This is a genomic window from Halobacillus sp. KGW1 (assembly GCF_001592845.1).
Classification (GTDB): Bacteria; Bacillota; Bacilli; order Bacillales; family Halobacillaceae; genus Halobacillus.
In genome coordinates, this window is the sequence record NZ_LSOC01000002.1 from 962681 (window position 1) to 981501 (window position 18821).

An 18821-nucleotide genomic window follows, 5' to 3' on the forward strand; every position below is an offset into this window, starting at 1 on the left:
CTTCATTACTTCTTATATTTATCTAGTTTATCACCGATCATATCACTCAGAGAGAAGCCGGAGTTATCGTCCTCTTTCTCATACTGTTGAATATCGGCGCGTTCTTCATCACGCTCAAGCTCTTTCATGCTAAGGGAGAGACGTTTTGCATTTTCGTCAACGTCAAGAACTTTCACTTCGACCTGCTGTCCTTCATCAAGGACTTCATCAGGTGTCCCGATATGACGGTTGGAAATTTGAGAAATATGGACGAGACCTTCCACTCCAGGGAACACTTCCACAAACGCTCCGAAACTAACGAGACGTCGGACAGTGCCCTCCAATACATCCCCGGAACTAACTTTGGATTGGATATCGTGCCAAGGTCCCGGCTGTGTAGCTTTCAAAGATAGAGAAATCCTTTCATTATCGCGGTCGACTGAGAGGACTTTCACTTTCACAGCTTGTCCTTCTTCCACAACATCAGAAGCCTTCTCTACATGTTGGTGGGAGAGCTGTGAAATATGTACAAGCCCGTCGATCCCTCCAAGATTAACAAAGGCACCAAAATCTGTAAGCCTTTGAACAGTACCCTCGATCACTTGACCTTCTTCGAGTGACTGAAGGACCTCTTGTTTCTTAACGGATTCTTCTTCTTCAACTACAGCACGGTGGGAGAGGATGACACGGTTTTGTTCACGATCCAATTCCACGACTTTCAAAGATAATGTTCTTCCTTTGTAGTCTTCAAAATCTTCAACGTAATACGTTTCAACCAATGAAGCCGGAATAAATCCACGGAGACCGATATCCACGACAAGTCCGCCTTTAACGACGTCTTTGACTTCCGCTTCAAAAATCTCTCCGCTTTCGAATTTGGCTTCCAGATCCTGCCATGCTTTATCGGCATCCACAGCTCGCTTCGAAAGGACGATTTCATCATCTTCCACTTTCTTAACCTGCAAAGTCAGCTCGTCTCCTTCGCTGACAGCATCTGAAGCTTTTTCTACATGAAGGCTGGATAGTTCACTGATAGGTACAATACCCTCGACTTTATATCCAACATCTACGAGGACTTGCTTATCTTCAATTTTCACGACTTTACCAGTCACGATGTCCCCTGCAGAGAATTCTTTCATTCCTGATACTTCCTGATTCATTTCATCCATACCAAGCTACCTCCTTCAATTTCCGACACAACCAAAAATACAGAAATGCCCTTTTGTCTAACTTCTAATATTTAGAGCATTTTGTCAAGTGATTACGCCTCATCATTGATGAATTTTATGCAATTGTCTGATTTCTTCCATAATTCGATCCGTAACGACCTGGGCAGAAGCTTTCTTTTCCCGATATTCTGTCATATCGATCGGCTTACCATAAACAACTTTCAGAGGCTTAAATTTCCGGTATGGACCGATGATGGCACAGGGCACAATGGCCGCCTCTGATCGAAGCGCGAAGAAGCCTGCCCCGGCAAGCCCCTGACCGATTTCACCGTTTTTCTGCCTTGTACCTTCAGGAAACAGACCGAGTGCATTGCCCTCTTTAAGAATATCAAGACCTTTTCTCAAAGCGTTCCGGTCCCGCATGCCGCGCTTAATAGGGAAAGCATGGACTCTTTTCAATATTCCCCCAATGAAACGTTTTTCAAACAATTCTTCTTTAGCCATAAAGTAAATGTTCCTGCTGCTTGTAATCCCAACTACGGGAGGGTCGTAATTGGAAATGTGATTGGCACTGATGATGACAGGACCGTCAGCAGGTATATTTTCCTTACCAATGACTTTAATCCGAAACATCGGATAAAAAATGGCACTGCAGACAGCCTTACCTACTTTATAAAGATCCATCACTGCCTCATTCCCCCTTAGCCGCTTTCTCTTTGACTATATCAAGGATACGGCTCACAACCTCTTCGATATCCATGGATGTCGTGTCCACCTCGACAGCGTCCGCTGCTTTCACCAGAGGGGCGATTTCCCGGTTGGAGTCGATCTCATCACGTTTTCTAATATCCTCTTTCAACTGCTGAAGATCGGATTGGAATCCTTTTTTCAGGTTTTCCTTATGACGGCGTTCTGCACGTTCTTCGACCGAAGCAATCATAAATACTTTTACTTCCGCTTGAGGAAGTACGTGGGTACCGATATCACGGCCATCCATGACGACCCCTCTATCTTTGACAAGCTCCTGCTGTCTTCTTACCATCTCTTCTCGAACAAGACGATGTTTTGCAGCGATAGACACCTGATTGGTGACTTCGTCGGTACGAATATCATCGGAAACATCTTTGCCATCAAGGATGACCCTTTGTCCATCCGGGCTCTGAATAAGATTCAGTTCCGTTTCTTTCAGAAGCGCGGTCAAAGCTTCCTCATCCTCAAGGGATACCTTGTGCTTTAACGCTTTCCATGTAAGGGCACGGTACATGGCACCCGTGTCCACATAAATAAAGGACAGCTCTTCCGCCACCTTTTTCGCTACTGTGCTTTTGCCGGCTGCGGCCGGTCCGTCAATCGCAATTGTCATAGTGTTCATACATCCATATCCTCCATCTACCATACTACAATAAAAAACGCACAAGGACCGTGCGTCTTTCTCCAGTTGAGTAAGCGTTCATTCGATTTATTTACAATTAAAAGAATAACATAACGGTTGTAAAAAAATCCATGAATTCTCCATCAAACTCTCTTATCTGTACGAAGTTTCATCTGTTGTTCAAAACAATAACGGATGATCGTCTGACGATCCTGTTCTTCAATATCCGAAAATTCCAATGAAGCCCTTTCCGGGCGTTGATCCGTACCCTCTATTTCCCTTACCAATTCACCCACAGCACGGACGTAATGATAGGATCCCGACTTCATCGGCAGCACGATAGTCATCTCTACAGGACTGTCACTAGGAAATATTTTAGTGGAGGGTTTCACTATAAGAACGCCTCCCCCGCTGATATCATGCGTAACCGTCGTAAACGGGACACCATCCACCTCCACCGCTATATCAACGTTCGCAGGGACGCGGACATACTGTCTACGTTGTACTCTTTTCCACTCCTGTTTATCCGGCAGTTCCAAAAGAATGACCGGGATCGTTCTTTTTTCCCTCCCGACTACTGTTGCTTCGAATGAATACACGGCTTGTTGGTTGTCGACAAAGCTTACCTTAAACACGGCTCCCTCCAGGAAAAAACCAGGTCTTCCAGTTACAGAGTGGATGGGGTAGTCAATACAGACGAAGGCTTCTTCTACGTCCACTATTTTGCATTTGAATGTTTCTCCACCGTTGTTTTCCGTTTCAAGGGAAAGCGGAATACCAATGTGTAAAGGATTCATGGATTGCCCTCCGTTTCATGGGTCTTAAGCATTAACTAATTATCCCACGACCATTATAAAAAGGAAAGCATTTAGGTATAAAGATCCATTGAAACCCGATTCGAATAACGGGTTTCACTACTATTATTCTGCGATGTAAAGAAGGACTGCATCTCTGCAGTCCTTTTTTATATGGAACTTATACATCCTGGTTGAATTTCATCTCGGCTTTCTTCAACGTCTCCACTTTTTCTTCCTCTCCGTTGGAAGCGTTAATGAAAATTCGGTACGTCGTCTGGTCCATAGTGGTTAGAAATTCGTAAGTCAGCACTTGTTCTTTTACATCATTTTCAATAACCGCCATATGCTCTTCTTGAATTTCAAGGTTTGGATTTATCTTATCCCTGGCTTCCTCCACCGTAATTTCCGGTTTGTTTACCTCCATATCGGTGTGGTAGTTGAAGTAATCCCTTGCTGACATACCAAGAACTTCTCCATTATCAAGGGCAACTTTGACAACAATAGCATCGGAATGGTACCGGATGTCGTCTTGCGTATAAACAAAGCGGAAGACACCCATTTTGTCGTATTGGCTGCTCTCAATAAGAGTCAGTTCATCAATATCTAATCCTTGCACGTACTTTTTAGCTTTTTCGGAAGCATCATACAAGCTGATTTCTGCTTCTCCTACGGGACGGTTGATCATGATCGTCAGCGGATGTCCGCCTTTCTCTGTTAAATCGATATACCCGTTTTTATCCCCTTTTTGGAAAGAAGCGGTGTAGGTAGGTACTTCTGCCCCCTCTCCGGATTTAGTTACTGTCAGCGCTTGAGGGTCTACCTTTTCCAACCATTTACTTGCCGTGTTTCTCGCTTCTTTTTCGGATATTTCTTCTCCTGAAAGATCAGCAAACGGCTTGTCCCTTGTCGCTTCCCCGAAGCCGACCTGCGTGGTGTCTCCTTCGTAGCTCTCTACCGATTTCTCCACCGTCTTGAACCCGTTCACAATGGTATTGTCACCAACTTCATCATTGGTTGCTAACGCAAGTTGAACGTCCATCCACCTTAAATTATCATTTAAAACAACATTCTGGACTTTTCTCAACTCTTTTTCAATTTCACCTGATTGTGTATGAAGCTGCTCCAACTTGCCGATTTCCTCTTCGCTGAGCGGTTTTTTCTCCAAGTCCCGAACAGCTGTCCGATAGGCAAAATCACCGATATTGTATAAAAATTCTTCGGTTTTATTGAATGGGAGCAGGGTCAAAGGAAGCTGTCCTACGTCTGTATTAGCCTCCGACGAAATCTTCCATATTTCTGCTAATTGCGGAGAAAGCTGTTCCCTGGAATTCATTGCTAAACTGGAGCCGATTTTATCATGTAGTAGGTCTATATTATAGGTCAGATCATGAAAGGCTCTCTGATAACTGTTTTCCGCCTGTAGAAGGACTGCGTTTTTATCCTGGTTTTCTTTATATCCCCATACCCCTACTCCGACTAAGACAATACTCAAAACAATAATAGTTATCCAACGTACCATACTTCCACCTCCTATTTACAGAATATGTGTTTACCAATTTGTTTAATTTGCGGTCTGGACCATATCCAGCTCGAAGTCGCTGTATTAGGGTTGAAATAATACATCGCTTCTCCAGAAGGGTCCCAGCCATTAATGGCATCAAGTACAGCTTCTTTAGCTGTGTCATTAGGTTCCAGCCATATTTGACCATCACTGACCGCAGTAAAAGCGCGGGGTTCGAAAATAACACCGGACACAGAGTTAGGAAACGAAGCACTCTCGACTCGGTTCAATATAACGGAAGCTACGGCAACCTGACCGACATAAGGCTCTCCACGCGCCTCTCCGTACACTGCGTTTGCCATCAGTTGAATATCATTCTGTGAATATCCGCTTGGAACGTTGACGGCTGTCTGCTCTGTTTTTTTAGGTTTCGATTTTTCCGGAGCCTGATTACCGTTTGAATCATTTCCTGCTGGTTTCTTTGTCTGTTGAGACTTAGGCGTTCCGCCGTAATGGGTGAATTTATTTCCCTGGCGGATCTGTTCTTTAACAAAACCCTCATCAAAATTACTCGCCTTCACTAATTTATTTTTTACTTCAGGTCCCGCCAACCCGTCGATTTCCATACCGAATTCATACTGAAAATTACGGAGAGCCCAATACGTACCCCAACCGAACACTCCGTCAATTTCTCCATTATAAAAGCCGAGATACTGGAGACGGGACTGCAGTTCAATTACGTCATCCCCTGTCGCTCCCTGCTGTATCACTTGATTGGAGAATGCTTCCACTTGATTTCCTGAGTACACAGGTATCATCAAAAGCGTCATTCCAATCATGATGACCGCTGCTTTCTTCCATACCATTTCATACACACCCCTGTCCCAATAATTTATAGGGGTAGTTTTTGACAGATGTTGAACTTTATACACAGCCTGTGCGATAAAAAAAGAGCTGCCAGGGGCAGCTCAATGATCGATTTCCGGGTACGAAGTATGATGTTGGTTGGCAACTCGGATATGGCGGAAACTGATTATCCATAAGATCACGATGAACGGGGTGATCCAATACATCCATGAATCTCCCTTGATTGTGATGATATAATCATATATGGTATGAAGCATAACTGGAATAAAGAGAGCGATGTACATATATCTGTTTGAATACTCTCCTGCAAATTTGGCTTTTCCCATATAAAAGCCCATCATGATTCCGAAAAGACCATGGGAGGATACCGGAAAGACCGCACGGAGCACCGCAATTTCTATTCCGTTTGCAAACAAATAAATGACGTTTTCGATTGTTGCAAACCCCAGACTGATTGCTACTCCATAGATGATTCCATCATAATGATGATCGAAGTCGGAATGCCTGTATGCCACGAACAGAAGGAAGAACCATTTGAAGAATTCCTCAAGCAGACCCGCAAGGAAGAAGGACTTTAGAAAAGGCTCTTGAAACACCCCTTCTGCTTGAAAGGCATACTGGATGAACATCAAAGGGAACACCATAATGACACCGATAATGAACATGCGAAAAATCAGCGGTAACGGTTCCAACTCGATCCGTTTGCTTAAGTATATGAATGTCATGATGGCCACAGCAGGAGATATGGCAGCAGTGAGTATGGCCATTTTATCAACCTCTCTCTTTCTTTCACCTACATTTCATCGTATCATGAAGAAGATGGAAAAGGAATAATTGAATGGAAGTTGGTGTGCTATGAAAAGAATTTTGATCATTCATACAGGTGGGACAATCTCGATGAAAGAGGATAAAGAAACAGGAGAAGTGAATACAGCTTCCAACCACCCTTTACAGGAGATTTCCGAGCTGCTTAAAGATCACGTAGAAATTGAGGATGACATCCTATTTTACCTTCCCTCCCCCCACATTCGACCGGACCACATGTTGAAACTCGGCCGGTCCATCCATGAAAAGATGGCCCGTAAGAATTATGACGGCATCGTGATTACGCACGGCACGGATACACTGGAAGAAACAGCGTTTTTTCTGGACCTTTTCCTGCAGACGAGAAAGCCTGTCGTTGTGACCGGCGCAATGCGATCAAGCAATGAAATTGGTTCCGATGGTTTATACAACCTTTTAAGTGCGATAAGAGTAGCAAGCTGTGACGAAGCACAGGACAAAGGTGTCCTTGTCGTGATGAATGATGAAATACACACGGCGAGAAACGTTACAAAGACATCGACCAGTAATGTGGCGACATTCCAAAGCCCCCAATATGGACCAATTGGAATCACCACCAAACAAGCTGTCTTCTTCCACCATAAAATGACCAAACATGAATCCTATCCGATCCAGAAAATTGACAAGAAAGTCTCCTTGATCAAAGCATTTGCTGGTATGGACGGTTCTCTAATTGATGCCGTTAAGGAAAGCGGAGCTGATGGTCTCGTCATCGAAGCGCTCGGCCAAGGAAACCTTCCACCCGAAACGGTAGATGCCATTGCCAGGACACTGGATGCAGATATCCCGATTGTCCTCGTTTCCCGGTGTTACCAAGGTATCGTACAGGATACATACGGATATGCAGGCGGTGGAAGGGAACTGCGTCAGCTCGGTACCATATTTGCGAACGGTTTGACCGGACCGAAAGCCCGAATTAAACTGATGGTTGCATTGGAATTGACTAATAACCGGACAGAGCTTGAGCACATGTTCAGCTGAAATCGAAAAAGGAGCCCTGAGGCTCCTTTTTTATTTCTTATTAATGATGGATGAAGCGATGCGGCCGCCATGGTGGCGACCGTTCTCAATAAAAATCTCGTTGTTGTTATAACCGGCAGCAATAACACCTGCAATGTATATTCCAGACACATTTGTCTCCATTGTGTCTTCTTGGAAGGCCGGACGCCCTGTTTCTTCATCCATCTCCACGCCCATTCTTTGAAGGAATCCGTGATCAGGACGGTACCCGGTCATAGCAAAGATGAAATCGTTGGCTATGCGTTTCTCTTCCCCGCGGCACTCATAGACGACTTGATCCTCCGTGATTTCTTTTACGTCGGCACAGAATTCCATATCGACGATCCCTTTCCTTACAAGGGCTTCAAATTGTGGTAAAATCCAAGGTTTAATACTTTTTGAATATTCTTCACCTCTATAAAGGACTGTTACCTCCGCACCGCATTTCTCCAGTTCAAGCGCTGCATCTGCAGCTGAGTTCTTTCCACCGATGACAACGACCTTTTTCTTGAAATAAGGATGTCCTTCCTTGAAATAATGCATGACTTTAGGTAGCTCTTCCCCTTTGACACCCATGAAATTCGGCTGATCATAATATCCGGTAGCAACGATGATGTTATTCGTTTGGTAGACGTTGTTTTCCCCTGTGTTTGTTTCCGCGTTTACAACGAAGCCCGTGCCTGACTGTTCAACCGTCAACACTTTTTCGAAGGTGTTTACGCGCAGATCCTCTCTGTCTGCAACGGCGCGGTAATAAGCAAGCGCTTCGTTACGTACAGGTTTCTGCCTTTCGCTGATGAACGGAATATTTCCTATCTCCAGTTTCTCGCTGGAGCTGAAAAACGTCTGATGCGTCGGATAATGATAAATGGAATTAACGACATTTCCTTTTTCAATAATTAGTGGATCGATTCCATGTTTTTTTAATTCGATGGCTGCGCTCATTCCGCACGGCCCACCGCCTATTATAATTACATCTTCATTCGGTTGTTGCACAATGAAACACTCCTCTTCCAATAACCTGGACCTGATAACACTTAACATAATAAAAAATCTCCTACCATATTATGATAGGAGATTGTTCGATTAGAATCAACCTATATCCATCCTCTGAACCTTGATGCTTCGGCCATTTTACGCACACCGACCATATAAGCAGCCAGTCTCATATCCACACGTCTCGTCTCGGCTGTACCGTAAACATTGTCAAAGGCCTTCACGATAACCTTATGGAGTTTCTCTTCCACTTCCTCTTCCGTCCAATAATACCCCTGGTTATTCTGTACCCATTCAAAGTAGGATACGGTTACACCACCTGAGGATGCAAGGACATCGGGAACGAGAAGGATGCCGCGTTCAGATAAAATTCTCGTAGCATCGAGCGTCGTAGGGCCATTGGCAGCTTCTACTACGATAGAAGCCTTAACATTATGTGCATTATCTTCTGTAATCTGATTCTCAATCGCTGCAGGAACCAGAATGTCGCAGTCAAGCTCCAGGAGCTGTTCATTGGTAATGGTATTCTTAAACAGGTTCGTTACCGTACCGAAGCTGTCCCGGCGGTCAAGCAGATAATCAATATCCAGCCCATCCGGATCGTGCAATCCGCCATAAGCATCAGAAATACCAATCACTTTTGCGCCACGATCGTGCATGAATTTGGCAAGGAAACTTCCCGCATTACCAAAGCCCTGAACGACTACGCGTGCGCCTTCTACACTGATACCCTTCTTCTTGGCTGCCTCTTCTATACAGATGGTTACTCCCTTGGCCGTTGCGGTTTCTCTACCGTGTGAACCGCCTAGCACCAATGGCTTTCCTGTGATGAACCCTGGATTATTGAATTCGTCAATACGACTGTATTCATCCATCATCCATGCCATGATTTGAGAGTTAGTAAATACATCCGGTGCAGGTATATCTTTTGTCGGACCTACAATTTGACTGATGGCACGTACATAACCGCGACTGACTCCCTCGAGCTCCCGGAAGGACATTTCACGTGGATCGCAGATGATGCCGCCTTTACCTCCACCATATGGCAAGTCGACGATGCCTGCCTTAAGACTCATCCATATAGATAAGGCTTTCACTTCTTTTTCGGTGACATTCGGGTGAAAACGGACTCCGCCTTTCGTTGGTCCGACAGCATCATTGTGCTGCGCTCGATAGCCTGTGAAAATTTTGATCTGATCATTATCCATACGAACGGGGATACGGACCGTCATCATTCGTACAGGTTCTTTCATCAATTCGTAAACTTCATTTGGATATCCTAATTTATCAAGTGCTTTCTTGACCACCTTCTGTGTGGACTTCAACACGTCTAGTTTATCATTAGTTTCATTTGCAGAATCTGCTGGCTTATCGGCTACCATCCATTTACCTCCTATATCCATCCATTCGATTAGGGCTCATCTTTCAGTGATTAGTATACACCTTCCACCTGGTTAAGAAAAGATGGAAATACAGCTTTTCTCCTAATTAACCAAATAAAAAGAAAGCGATTACACCTTTTTCTTCTCCGTGGCTCCGGAAAGGTCTACGAACTTCTGAATCAGATCATCATAACTCCAGCCCACCGCCTGGGCAGAATCAGGGAAAAGGCTCGTCGGTGTCATTCCAGGAAGTGTATTAACTTCGAGTATTACCGGCTCATTCCTTTCATTAATAATGAAATCGACCCGGGAGTAGACATCGCACCCCAACAGCTGATGTGCAAGAACCGCATGCTGCTGAAGCTTTTCTGTCAAAGCATCTTCCACTTTGGCAGGAACAATATGCTCACTTCCACCTGGCTTATATTTTGAATCAAAATCATAATAATCATTCTTAGGTATAATCTCAATGACAGGGAGCGCCTGTTCCTTCCCTTTCTTTCCGATAACCGGAACCGTAACTTCCCTTCCACTGATGAAATCTTCCACCAATATATCAGTATCTGACTTTGCAGCCGTTTCAATAGCACCTTTTATCTGTTTTTCTTCTTTTACAATCGTCAACCCAAGGGTAGAACCTTCCTGATTCGGCTTAATGACGAAAGGAAGTTGGAATTCCTTCTTAATCTCCTCTTCAATCTTATGAAAAAGGGTTGAATCCCTCACGTCATACGCCACACTCTTCGCTGTGTGAAGTCCGTTCAACGAAAACAACTGCTTTGATTTTGCTTTATCCATGGCAAGAGCGGAGGCTAGGACTCCTGAACCTACATAAGGAAGTTCCATCATGTCGAGCACGCCCTGAATTTTCCCATCCTCTCCGAAACGTCCGTGAAGCCCTATGAACACAAGATCTACATCCAGATCAAGGACCTCGTTTATTCTATCAGGAGAAAAATCCACGGAAACCACTTCGTGCCCTTTGTTCTTCAGGGCGTTAATGATTCCTTTACCTGTCGATAAGGACACTTCCCGTTCTCCGGAAGTTCCACCATATAAAACCGCTATCTTCATGCTTTACACTCCATTTCCAACTACAATAATAATAGTTTGATACCGTTTTAATCTTAACACGTCCAACGTGTCTGCTTCTATTAAAAATAAAAAGAACGAAGCTTTTAATAAGCATCGTTCCGACAAATCAGGAAAAGTGTATGAATAATGTTTCACACGCCTGACCGTCCATAACCAGCTTCCCGTATTCCATCAGCCGATGGGAAGTAGCTGCAGAAGCAGACGCAAACTCTGACAGCAGTGCAATTACCTGGTCCTGATCCAGATGTAAAATATCTTCATCCTGAAGCAGCATATAGTAATTTTCATTATAATAATAAACACTACCGCCTGTCACGCCCAGCTGATAGAGTTGTATACCGGCCTGGATCACATCCTCGAAATCATCGAAAGAAAACATCATTTCTTTACTTTCGTCCAATGTAACTTTCATTTCAAAGTAATCTTCGTCCTCTTCCAAGTCCAGGGATTCTGTTCTGGTCACGACCACAAGCATTCCCTGCGCCTGTAATAGGTACACCTGAACAAGCAGCACTCCGGTAAGTTCCAAACCGAGCTCGATCCCCGCATCATACATCATGTCACTAAATATTCTGTGTACCCTCGGGAGGTCGTTCCACAGCTCTTCACGTGACAAACCTCTATCCATTAAATCATCAAACGTCAAAAATATCTTAAACTTCTCATTCGTCATTCTTTCCACTCGCACATGATCGCCCCCCTGCCACAATGTGTGTTATCTATATATTATGATGTACGTTCCGATTATGGCACCTTTTTTCAAATTATATCCGGCACAGCAGGAAGGGCCGGCCGCTTTCTCCAGAGAATTCATATCTCTGTTCAATTATCTTTCAGCCAAACCTCCCATGCTTTCTTTGAATTCCCAACAATGAACGGCTCTATCCGCTTCTTATCCAATTCAGAAAGGCGATCATAAGCATACCCGCCGAGGCCGATGACAAGATCAGGGTACTGTTTCTGAAGAGATTCCGCCAAGCGGACGGTTATTGGTATGTTCTTCTTAAGCGTACAGGACATGAACATATATTTAGGCTTAATTTCATCAATCACGATATCAATATCTCCGCCGGCTATACTTTGTCCAAGGAATACAACATCATAGCCTTTACGCTTCAGAAATAAAGCAAAGATAAGCAGCCCTAATTCGTGACGCTCATTTGGTCCGCACACAAGCAGCGCCTTAGGCAGCATGCTGTCCGTCGGTATAGATAAAAGCATCATGCCGATTCTGGACCGGATAAACTGACTCGCAAAGTGTTCGTGCGCACTTGTTATTTTGTTGGCTTCCCACAAATCCCCAATGTTAATGAGGATCGGGCCGATAATATCAATAGCGACTGTTTCCGGAGTAAAAAGACTAAAAGCATGATCGAGATGTTTTTGTGCATCATTCTCACTAAAGGAAAGCAGGGCGTCAAGCAGATCATCTCCGAGCTTTACCAACTGTTTGCTATGATCTCTGTTATCTGTATCCACCACTACTTCCTGATTGCTCTCAAGAAGCGAGACAGCCTGGGAAATGGTAAAACCTCTATCCACTTTCTCCATCAGCCATTTTAATATCCTGATATGCTCTTCTGTGTACAGCCTGTGTCCTGCTTCATTCCGTGAGGGGCGGATCATTTGATAACGACGCTCCCATGCACGCAGCGTACCCGGTTGAATGCCGAGCCGCTGGGAAACTGCTTTTATATTATATTTAGGTCTCGCCGTATCCATCTCGCCCCACCTGTCCTTTTTCTCTATTATATAAGAAGGAAGAATAACGTGTAAAATTTGTCTATTCTCTATATCTTTTCCCTGTAACCCTTCGCAGCAGGAAGAATTTGAATGGAATGCAGCTCCGCTCTCGTTCCGAGTCTCAACGGTAAAGCGGAGGTCCCGTATCCTTCACTGACCAGGTTCATCTGTTCTGCCGAACCTGCCCATCCACCTCTCTTGTATGGACCAAGTCCGAATAGACGAACCTGCCCGCCATGGGTATGTCCGCTGAGGACGAGGGAAAAGCGTGCTTTATTTTCTTCGTGCATCCGATGATACACATATGGATCGTGGATGCAGAGGATAGAGAACACGTCTCCTGGATTCTGTCGAAACGAGCGTGGCCCTGTACCAAGGTAATAAGGATCAAGTCCTCTCAGCAAAATACGTCTCTCATCATTTATTTTTATGACTGCATCCTCATTCGACAATGTTTGGACGCCGAGGGCAGCCAGTTCTGCAATGATTTTTTGACCATGATATTCATGATCGTTGTTACCAGGAATGAAATAAACAGGAGCCCCTGCCTTTTGCAGAGTCTGAACATTCCGGACTAATTTCTCCCTTGATGTTCTCTCATCGACGAAGTCCCCTCCTATAATAATCAGCTCCGGCTGAGGATACTTTAGAAGAGATCGTTCAAGGATTCGTCGATTATGTACATCGGAAAGAAATAAGAGTTCCAAAGGCTTCTCATATGGATAAGCAGCTAACTTCACTTCTTTTCTCTCCAACCGGTCGTTAAAGGCACTGTGAACCATGAAGAGGAGAATGACGACCATTCCTAATACTGCTATAGATAATATCCACCACATCTTGGGTCCCCTCCTCGAATTATGGAAGTTAATCGTATCACAAATCGCTCAAGGATAACATGAAATGGTTTATAAACTTCTCCATGAATCTTCATAGGACAAGTATCCCTGGACATATCTATGAGAGGTAAAGGATGTGATGAGTGGAATGTACACCCCGATTAAATGTTACCAACCGTACCACAGTCCGAATGACCCCTGCCCCCCGAGAGGGTATGCATGTTATCAAACCCCTCCTAATTTGTATTTAGGTTTTCAGCCGCCCAACCTACCGCAGTTCTCTCTGCAGGAGGCACTGTACAAAGGGACCTTATGGCCTGTTCTCTTCGATCCTTACCCTACGCCTCTGCCGCAAGGAGGGAAACAATGAATCAGGCACCTCAAACGGATCCACGTGCCCAAATGATGGAACAGATTCAAATGGTCGATTTCGCCCTCGTCGAACTGACGCTTTACCTGGATACGCATCCGAACGATACCCAGGCGATCCAACAATTCAATCAGCTTGCTGTCCAAAGCAGAGATTTAAAAGCCGCTTATGAACAACACTTCGGACCACTGCGTCAATTCGGCGGCAGCTTCTCCGGATACCCTTGGAATTGGAAAGACAGCCCCTGGCCGTGGCAGGTATGAAGAATAACCACAGTTGGAAGGGTGGGTGGGTCATCCCTCTCCTTTCCAGCGACTTAACCTAAAAGGAGTGGTGGTATGTGGTATTACGAAAAAAAACTCCAATATCCAGTGAAAGTTTCCGAATGTAATCCGAGACTTGCCAAGTATTTGATCGAGCAGTATGGAGGCGCCGACGGGGAATTGTCTGCTGCTCTTCGTTACTTAAATCAGCGGTACACCATCCCGGATAAAGTTATCGGTCTGCTGACGGATATCGGAACGGAGGAATTTGCACACTTGGAAATGATTGCAACTATGGTCTATAAATTGACAAAGGATGCGACTCCCGAGCAGATGAAGGAAGCCGGTCTCGGTGCCCACTACGCCAATCATGACCATGCGCTTTATTATAATGATGCGTCCGGCAACCCATGGACTGCTACATATATAGCAGCAAAGGGGGACCCGATTGCTGACTTATACGAGGACATCGCTGCAGAAGAAAAAGCACGGGCGACTTATCAGTGGATCATTAATATGTCTGATGATCCTTGCCTTAATGACAGCTTGAAGTTCCTGAGGGAAAGGGAAATCATTCACTCTCAACGGTTCCGGGAAGCAGTTGAAATACTGAAGGATGAACGCGACCGTAAGAAGATTTTTTGAGGAGCGACTTAGTCACACAGCAAAAAATCCGGATCACCTCCAAGTCTTCGAGCGAAGACTATCATAAGGTGGTCCGGATTAAATTATTGCAATCCTCTTACTTAAGGTGTTCTGTCCACAGTGACTTTTTGATGCTGGTACTCCGGTTGAGAGGGGTCCAGGATGGAGTGTTCAAACCACTGGTCCCAATACGGATAAGACAGCCATACACAGATGAGTATTATAAATACGAGCAGAAGGAAGCGGATCCATAGGGTACCCACTTTCCACTTTGTTTTGGACTGTTTGGAATCATGGGTATCTCTTCTCGGTGGGAGGTTCAGTACGTCAGGTTCTGTCTCCTGGAACTGTTCCTTTTCCGCATAACTTCTCAATTGCTCCGCTTGATCCTTTTCTTTCAATTTATCACTCACTTCCTCCACCCCATTTGCCGAAACGGATCGATAATGCCAATATTAGATCAATAATAAAATGGGCGGTAATCGTAACCGTGATGCTCCCTGTCCATTCGAACATATAGCCAAGCAGAAAGCTTACGAATAACACAGACAGGAGCAGCACTATTTTATTCCAATAACGAATATGCATCAGCGCAAAGAGAACGCTCGCAATAATATAACCGAACTGGGTATGCAGTACGCCGCGAAACAAAAGCTCTTCACTAATGGCTATAAGCAGGGTCAAAGCCACAATACCTGCTACGGACCTTGTTTGGAATACCTTTACATTAATACCGCCATCATCGTACATCTTTTCAGGTAAACTATACATGAGAATAAAATCGATGAGAAGTATCAGAAGTCCCGGGATGATCCCAAAATAGACCCATGTATGTAATTCTACATAAAACAGCTTCCTCCACTCCGCTTGAAATGAATCGAAAAGAAAGAAGCTTCCTGCCAACGCGAGAAGGAGAAGGACGAGCTGAGTAAATACTAATTGAACCGTAACTTCCCGATCACTCATTTCATGAATGATTTCCGCCTGGCTTTTACGATTCATGAGACGCCTCTATTTGAAACACGCTTTTCAAACGATCCAACCAGCTGCCGGCACCCAACACACGACTATTCACATTAAATCTAACACTATCTATGTGAAACCCACAGTTATCACAACAGGGCACATTTGGTTCCCGGTACCCTGATTGGAACGGACGGTACAGACTTTCACGCCGGCAGCCAGTGACGTGCAGCCAGCTCAACATTTCCTTAAGTTTATAGTGCTTATACTCCAGGCGTTGACGTAATATCCGCTTCAACTCGAGGTGAAAGGAAGACGGTACATCGCTGATTCTTTGATTGTTCATCCACCCGTTTTCCTCTAAGTGATACTTTATGAAATTCCATTGTGATTCCGAGAGCTGATAGGCTTCCATCATCAAAGTATCCTCCACAGAAACAGGACGATTCGATGAATGGAGGACACGCTCAATATCCGCTTCTGTCGGGAGCTCTCCTTGTATAAGCAACTGTGGAAGGTGGTGATCACGAGGAGTATGCAGGACAAGACTTACAGAAGCTTCCCCGTCACGGCCGGCCCGGCCGATTTCCTGTATGAACGATTCCAGTTGGGAAGGAAGGTGAAAGTGAATGACAAGGCGGATGTTTCCTTTATCCACCCCCATGCCGAATGCACTTGTACAGCATATGACATCCAGCTGATCATTCATGAACTGCTGCTGAACAAGCATCCGGTCCGTTTGATCCATACCACCGTGATAGAAAGCCACCCGCTTGTCAACCCTCTGCCTAAGCTCAACGGAAACTCTTTCCGCCCATTGCCGGCTCGAAAAATAGATCATGGTTGGAGCATGATTACTATTTAATAGATCTACGATCCTGTCCACCTTATCATCCGGTTTCTCATAGGACTCCACTGCCAGACTTATATTCTGTTTATCCATAGGAAAGATTCGTTTTTTCATGTTTGGAAGATTCAGCTTATCCATAATATCCTGCTGTACCTCCGGGGTTGCCGTTGCACTGAGGGCGAGAACGGGTGGATTTCCGATCTCCTCGATCGTCCGGTGCAGTTTCATATAATCGGTCCGAAACTCATGGCCCCATTGAGAAATACAATGAGCTTCGTCAATGACGAACAACGTCACATTCGTGCTGTCCAACCGCTCTTTAAGCCGTTCATTCTGCAACATTTCCGGCGAGATATATACGAGTGAAAAGTCAGAAAGGCGTTCCAATGTTCTTATTTTTTCCTGACGATCCATGAAACTGTTCAGGGCTGTCACATCTTTATAACCGGCTGCCTTCAACTGTTTAACCTGGTCAATCATAAGGGAAATAAGCGGAGAAACAACGATCGCTGTTCCACCTAGCAGCTTGGCAGGGAGTTGATAGCACAAAGACTTACCTGTACCCGTCGGGAGAATCCCAAGAACATTTTCGCCGGCAAGAATATCCCTGATCACTTCTTCCTGCCCCTCCCGGAACTGCCGGAAACCGAAGTAATGTTCCAAAGCTTTAGTCAAATCCAGTGTCGTCATAAAAGCTTCCTTTCTTTATAAAAATGCTGGGCCACTGCCAGAGCAAGCCGCAATTGAAAGTAGTCGTACCTTCCGTCTAACGCTTCCTTTATGCGCTTAAGCCGTTTTGTATCCAAACGTTGTGCGACCATGATAATCTCCTCTACCTCTGCTTTTCTCATGAATGGCTCAAAGCGGAAGGAAGAATCCACCAATGCCGCTTCCACGACATGATCCTGGATGGTGCTCTTCTTCAAACGCCGCAAAGAGACGATGTCGTCCAAACTGTATCCCTGCTCTAAATAATGGTACGTCCGTTTTGCTGATTCTGTAACCAAACTTGTGCCGCCGAGCCCTGTTTTACAGGAGGAAAGGATGGGAAAGCGTTCTTCGCTCACCTGATAGAGACGATAGTACATATGCTCAAGACAAATCCTTACGTCCATTTCCGTAATCTTGAACTCCCTGGCAAGCTGTTCCACTGTCAGTCCAATCACTCCACCGCCTGTCATGCGGTATGTGAATATACCAGCTTCCAGACTATGGCAGGTATTCAGTATCACCTGCAGTTCATCGAAGAGGTCATGAGTTGTCCTGTTGAGCTTCCCCTTTTGACCTGCATACATACGCTTCACCCACTGTTGTACCTCAGGATCGTCCACAATCGGAACAAAGGATGAAATAGAAGCGTTTATATTCGTCCACGTCTGTATCAATAAATTCAGCCGCTGACGGAATACATGGATAATGGTGTGTTTTGCCATCCCATCAAATGCAGTAAGAAGAGGGCCGGCATACTCTTCCAACGCTTTCTTCCCATGCACTGTCAAAACGGGATAAGCATCGTTTTCCATCCGGATACAGCCGCGACGCTCCAGATTCCCTATTTCATTATCCAGCGACTCTCTTTCTAAATTTGTATATACGGCAAAATAATTGTCCAGACGATACCCTTTCGCATCCTGCATCGTTTGGGAAGATCGCTTCCCGGTCAGCAGGTGAAAAATCCCGGAAACCGTCCGCTCGCCTCTAAGTTTCTCTATACATGTCAACAGTAAGTATTGAAACACGACTTCCCCTCCTTCCTGTATCCGGTCAGGTGCTTCCTATTGAAAAGTATATAAGCTGGATTTACAATGAATGGTGTACTTATGTAAATCTGTCTATTTAATAATCGTTTGGACAAAGGAGGATTTCACGGTGGCTAAGTTCACTATTGTGGACCAGGATACGTGCATCGCATGCGGGGCATGCGGCGCAGCTGCACCTGACATATATGATTATGATGATGAGGGAATTGCTTATGCAGTACTCGATGATAACAAAGGATCGTTCGAGGTCCCGGAACTGTATGAAGAAGATATGGAAGACGCTTTCGAAGGGTGTCCGACAGATTCAATAAAAATTGCCGACACACCCTTTGACGGAGACCCTTTGAAACACGAATAGTTTGCAGCCCCTCCCGATATCGGCAGGGGCTTT

At 44.9% G+C, this 18821-nt stretch carries 22 protein-coding genes; 5 read left to right on the forward strand and 17 right to left on the reverse strand.

The window, feature by feature from the left end; translation table 11 throughout:
- Positions 1-5: 5 nt before the first annotated feature.
- From rpsA to prsW, 7 genes are all read right to left on the reverse strand, one after another.
- Complete coding sequence (gene rpsA, locus AXG56_RS05595) at positions 6-1148, reverse strand: 30S ribosomal protein S1 (protein ID WP_008638596.1); 1143 nt, start codon at positions 1146-1148, stop codon at positions 6-8.
- Between the two features lie 102 nt (positions 1149-1250).
- Positions 1251-1832 (reverse strand): 1-acyl-sn-glycerol-3-phosphate acyltransferase, encoded by a 582-nt coding sequence (locus AXG56_RS05600; protein ID WP_026577346.1) that lies wholly within the window; start codon positions 1830-1832, stop codon positions 1251-1253.
- Positions 1833-1839: 7 nt separating this feature from the next.
- Positions 1840-2520, reverse strand: coding sequence for a (d)CMP kinase (gene cmk / locus AXG56_RS05605; RefSeq protein ID WP_008638600.1), 681 nt, complete (start codon positions 2518-2520; stop codon positions 1840-1842).
- Between the two features lie 143 nt (positions 2521-2663).
- Positions 2664-3317, reverse strand: a complete 654-nt coding sequence (locus tag AXG56_RS05610) for a flagellar brake protein (protein WP_008638603.1) — start codon at positions 3315-3317, stop codon at positions 2664-2666.
- Positions 3318-3495: 178 nt separating this feature from the next.
- Positions 3496-4836, reverse strand: coding sequence for a germination protein YpeB (gene ypeB / locus AXG56_RS05615; RefSeq protein WP_062513521.1), 1341 nt, complete (start codon positions 4834-4836; stop codon positions 3496-3498).
- Between the two features lie 11 nt (positions 4837-4847).
- Entirely contained in the window at positions 4848-5684 is an 837-nt protein-coding gene (sleB, locus tag AXG56_RS05620; RefSeq protein WP_062513523.1) for a spore cortex-lytic enzyme, read from the reverse strand.
- Positions 5685-5786: 102 nt separating this feature from the next.
- Complete coding sequence (gene prsW / locus AXG56_RS05625) at positions 5787-6452, reverse strand: glutamic-type intramembrane protease PrsW (protein ID WP_062513525.1); 666 nt, start codon at positions 6450-6452, stop codon at positions 5787-5789.
- A gap of 88 nt (positions 6453-6540) precedes the next feature.
- Between prsW and AXG56_RS05630 the strand changes: the two genes are divergently transcribed.
- Positions 6541-7509 (forward strand): asparaginase, encoded by a 969-nt coding sequence (locus AXG56_RS05630; protein ID WP_008638611.1) that lies wholly within the window; start codon positions 6541-6543, stop codon positions 7507-7509.
- Positions 7510-7539: 30 nt separating this feature from the next.
- On the opposite strand, the gene AXG56_RS05635 is transcribed toward AXG56_RS05630, so the two are convergent.
- The 6 genes from AXG56_RS05635 to AXG56_RS05660 all read right to left on the reverse strand — a co-directional run bounded on the left by AXG56_RS05635 (position 7540) and on the right by AXG56_RS05660 (position 13579).
- The gene (locus AXG56_RS05635; protein ID WP_062514110.1) at positions 7540-8472 is read right to left on the reverse strand and encodes a YpdA family putative bacillithiol disulfide reductase; all 933 of its coding nucleotides are present in this window, start codon (positions 8470-8472) and stop codon (positions 7540-7542) included.
- A gap of 152 nt (positions 8473-8624) precedes the next feature.
- Entirely contained in the window at positions 8625-9905 is a 1281-nt protein-coding gene (locus AXG56_RS05640; protein ID WP_008638617.1) for a Glu/Leu/Phe/Val dehydrogenase, read from the reverse strand.
- Between the two features lie 129 nt (positions 9906-10034).
- Positions 10035-10979: a D-alanine--D-alanine ligase gene (locus tag AXG56_RS05645; RefSeq protein WP_008638618.1), complete on the reverse strand. Its 945-nt coding sequence runs from the start codon at positions 10977-10979 to the stop codon at positions 10035-10037.
- A 127-nt stretch (positions 10980-11106) separates the two neighbouring features.
- On the reverse strand, positions 11107-11688 hold the full coding sequence (locus AXG56_RS05650) for a genetic competence negative regulator (RefSeq protein WP_026577342.1): 582 nt from the start codon (positions 11686-11688) through the stop codon (positions 11107-11109).
- A gap of 134 nt (positions 11689-11822) precedes the next feature.
- Complete coding sequence (locus AXG56_RS05655) at positions 11823-12722, reverse strand: MerR family transcriptional regulator (protein WP_008638621.1); 900 nt, start codon at positions 12720-12722, stop codon at positions 11823-11825.
- 68 nt (positions 12723-12790) lie between these two features.
- Positions 12791-13579, reverse strand: a complete 789-nt coding sequence (locus AXG56_RS05660; protein WP_062513527.1) for a metallophosphoesterase — start codon at positions 13577-13579, stop codon at positions 12791-12793.
- A 148-nt stretch (positions 13580-13727) separates the two neighbouring features.
- Between AXG56_RS05660 and AXG56_RS19100 the strand changes: the two genes are divergently transcribed.
- The 3 genes from AXG56_RS19100 (at position 13728) to AXG56_RS05670 (ending at position 14857) form a co-directional block, all read left to right on the forward strand.
- Entirely contained in the window at positions 13728-13949 is a 222-nt protein-coding gene (locus AXG56_RS19100) for a spore coat associated protein CotJA (protein ID WP_008638623.1), read from the forward strand.
- Complete coding sequence (locus tag AXG56_RS05665) at positions 13946-14212, forward strand: spore coat protein CotJB (protein ID WP_026577340.1); 267 nt, start codon at positions 13946-13948, stop codon at positions 14210-14212. Before AXG56_RS19100 ends, AXG56_RS05665 begins: the two co-directional genes overlap by 4 nt.
- Before the next feature lie 75 nt (positions 14213-14287).
- A complete protein-coding gene (locus tag AXG56_RS05670) occupies positions 14288-14857 on the forward strand; it encodes a manganese catalase family protein (RefSeq protein ID WP_008638626.1) in 570 nt (189 codons plus the stop codon).
- Between the two features lie 101 nt (positions 14858-14958).
- Here AXG56_RS05670 and AXG56_RS05675 read toward each other — a convergent pair whose 3' ends face one another.
- The 4 genes from AXG56_RS05675 to AXG56_RS05690 are packed head-to-tail and all read right to left on the reverse strand — an operon-like array spanning position 14959 to position 18409.
- Positions 14959-15270, reverse strand: a complete 312-nt coding sequence (locus AXG56_RS05675) for a hypothetical protein (protein WP_062513529.1) — start codon at positions 15268-15270, stop codon at positions 14959-14961.
- A complete protein-coding gene (locus tag AXG56_RS05680) occupies positions 15263-15859 on the reverse strand; it encodes a CPBP family intramembrane glutamic endopeptidase (RefSeq protein ID WP_008638629.1) in 597 nt (198 codons plus the stop codon). The genes AXG56_RS05675 and AXG56_RS05680 overlap by 8 nt, the downstream gene beginning before the upstream one ends.
- Positions 15849-17360, reverse strand: a complete 1512-nt coding sequence (locus AXG56_RS05685) for an ATP-dependent DNA helicase RecQ (protein ID WP_062513531.1) — start codon at positions 17358-17360, stop codon at positions 15849-15851. Before AXG56_RS05685 ends, AXG56_RS05680 begins: the two co-directional genes overlap by 11 nt.
- Complete coding sequence (locus tag AXG56_RS05690; protein ID WP_062513533.1) at positions 17357-18409, reverse strand: helix-turn-helix domain-containing protein; 1053 nt, start codon at positions 18407-18409, stop codon at positions 17357-17359. The genes AXG56_RS05685 and AXG56_RS05690 overlap by 4 nt, the downstream gene beginning before the upstream one ends.
- Positions 18410-18539: 130 nt before the next feature.
- Between AXG56_RS05690 and AXG56_RS05695 the strand changes: the two genes are divergently transcribed.
- The gene (locus AXG56_RS05695; RefSeq protein ID WP_008638633.1) at positions 18540-18788 is read left to right on the forward strand and encodes a ferredoxin; all 249 of its coding nucleotides are present in this window, start codon (positions 18540-18542) and stop codon (positions 18786-18788) included.
- Positions 18789-18821: the final 33 nt, after the last annotated feature.